The organism is Tabrizicola sp. (assembly GCF_051645465.1).
Lineage (GTDB): Bacteria > Pseudomonadota > Alphaproteobacteria > Rhodobacterales > Rhodobacteraceae > Tabrizicola.
Map to the genome: position 1 here is coordinate 1 of NZ_JBOFBI010000053.1, position 2,151 is coordinate 2,151.

The 2,151-nt window shown below is 67.9% G+C and carries 3 protein-coding genes; 1 reads left to right on the forward strand and 2 read right to left on the reverse strand.

The window, feature by feature from the left end; all coding sequences use genetic code 11:
• Together flgC and ACRCSW_RS03205 are read right to left on the reverse strand one after the other, a co-directional pair.
• Positions 1-344 (reverse strand): flagellar basal body rod protein FlgC (flgC, locus tag ACRCSW_RS03200; protein WP_438702540.1); only part of this gene is annotated, 344 nt, incomplete at its 3' end.
• A gap of 7 nt (positions 345-351) precedes the next feature.
• Positions 352-735: a FlgB family protein gene (locus ACRCSW_RS03205; RefSeq protein WP_438702541.1), complete on the reverse strand. Its 384-nt coding sequence runs from the start codon at positions 733-735 to the stop codon at positions 352-354.
• Between the two features lie 84 nt (positions 736-819).
• Between ACRCSW_RS03205 and ACRCSW_RS03210 the strand changes: the two genes are divergently transcribed.
• Positions 820-2,130 carry a FliI/YscN family ATPase gene (locus ACRCSW_RS03210; RefSeq protein WP_438702542.1) on the forward strand — a complete coding sequence of 437 codons (1,311 nt, stop codon included), beginning with the start codon at positions 820-822 and terminating at the stop codon, positions 2,128-2,130.
• Positions 2,131-2,151 lie beyond the last annotated feature (21 nt).

A 2,151-nucleotide genomic window follows, 5' to 3' on the forward strand; every position in this document is an offset into this window, starting at 1 on the left:
CGCGTCTGATCGAACATCCTGAGGTTCGCCTCGTAGCTGCGCTGCGCTTCGCGCGCGTCAGCGATTTCGATCACCAGATCGACATTCGAGCCGTCGTAGTGACCGGTTTCATCCGCCAGCGGGTGGCCGGGGTCGTAGATGCGGGCCAGATCGCTCTGGTCCAGCTTGACGGTGCCGGGCTCGACCAGCCCGGTCTCCATCGCCTGTTCGAAGGTCATCACCTTGCGGTGGTAGCCGGGGGTATCGGCGTTGGCGATGTTCTCGGAAACATGCCGCAGCCGCATCGCCTGCGTCTCCATGCCAGAGGCGGCGAACGAGAGGGAAGAGATCAGATCGTTGCCCATCTACGCCTCACCGGTTCCGGCCAAGGCTGGCCCGGATCACATCCGAGGTCGCCCGGTAGATCGCCAGCGCCATGTCGTGGCTTTGCCGGGCTTCGACCGATTTCACCATCTCGCCTTCCAGCGAGACGGAGTTTCCATTGGGGGCTTCACGCCCCGGGGCGCGTTCCGGCCCCGGGGTAGTAGTGCTGGATGCGGCTGCCAGATGGCCCGGCCGCGTGGTGCGCATTGCGCCATCGTCGGCCGCAAAGACATCGGCAAACGCAGGCAGGTCCTGCGCCTTGTAGCCCGGTGTGTCGGCATGGGCCACGTTCTCTGCGACCACCGCCATGCGTGCCCCGGAATGCGCGGCAAGCGCCTGCGCCATCCGGGTGATTTCCAGTTTCTCGAACATCGGGGCTTCTCCCTCGACCGCTTTCACCAAGGCTTAAGGGTGATTCCTTTAGAAACGGTTATGAGCGAACAAAGGGAGAATCCCGTGGCTGGTCTTTTCGATGGCCTCCTTGCCGAAATCGCCGGAGCCGCCCCGGTGCGGCGGGTCGGAAGGGTGGTGGAAACCCGCCGGGGCCTGGCCGAGGTGGCGGGCCTGGACGCCGCCACGATCGGGGACCGGGTGCTTTTCCACAGCCGTGACGGGGTCGCTGGCGGAGAGGTGCTGCGCCTGACCCCCGGCCGCTCGACGGTCCTGCCCGATGCCTCGGGCGACGGGATGGCGATCGGCGACCGGGTGGAGCTTCTCGGCAAGGCCGAGATCGCACCGGATGACAGCTGGATCGGGCGGATCGTCGACGCGATGGGCCAGCCCTTGGACGGTCGCCCCCTTTTGCGCGGGCCCCAGTCGCGCGCCTTGCGGGCCTCGGCACCCCCGGCGGCAAGTCGGCGGCGGTTGGGTGGGCGACTGGAAACCGGGGTGGCCGTGTTCGACACTTTGCTGCCCCTGGTCCGTGGCCAGCGGATCGGCCTCTTCGCCGGATCGGGCGTCGGCAAGTCCTCTCTCTTGGCTCGCTTTGCGCGGGGGGTGGATGCTGACGTGGTGGTGATCGCCCTTGTCGGGGAACGAGGGCGCGAGCTGCGGGAGTTTACCGAGCGGGTGCTTGGTCCCGCAGGGATGGCGCGCAGCGTGGTGGTGACGGCTACCTCGGATCAGTCGCCCCTGATGCGGCGGATGTGTGCGCTGACGGCGATGGCGGTGGCGGAGCATTTCCGGGATCAGGGGAAGCATGTGCTGCTGCTGGTCGACTCCGTCACCCGCTTCGCGGAGGCTCATCGCGAGGTCGCACTTGCGGGCGGGGAGGGGGCGTCGCTTCGTGGCTTTCCGCCCTCGCTTAACCAGGCGATCATGGGGCTGGCGGAGAGGGCGGGGCCGGGGCCGGAGGGGGCGGGGGACATCACGGCGGTGTTTTCGGTTCTCGTGGCGGGGTCCGACATGGAGGAGCCGGTGGCCGATATCCTGCGGGGGGTGCTGGACGGGCATGTGGTGCTGGACCGGAGGATTGCGGAGAGGGGACGGTTTCCGGCAATTGACCTTCTGCGGTCGGTCTCGCGGTCGTTGCCGGAGGCGGCGAGCGAGGAGGAGAACGGGATGATCGGCGAGGCGCGGCGGCTTCTGGGGGCCTATGACCGGGCGGAGATGATGATCCAGGCGGGGCTTTATGCCTCGGGGTCGGATGAGGTGATCGACCGGGCGATCAAGGTCTGGCCGCTTCTGGACGGGTTCCTCGCCGAGCCTGCCCCGGCGAGCGGTGTCGAGGGGAGCTTTGAGCGGCTCCGGGCCTGCCTCAAGGACTAGGGTCTGGGGGCCGCAAAGGCC

Excerpts from the sequence above, each read along its gene's own strand:
- ACRCSW_RS03205 (WP_438702541.1), bottom strand. The coding sequence starts at position 735 with ATGTTCGAGAAACTGGAAATCACCCGGATGGCGCAGGCGCTTGCCGCG.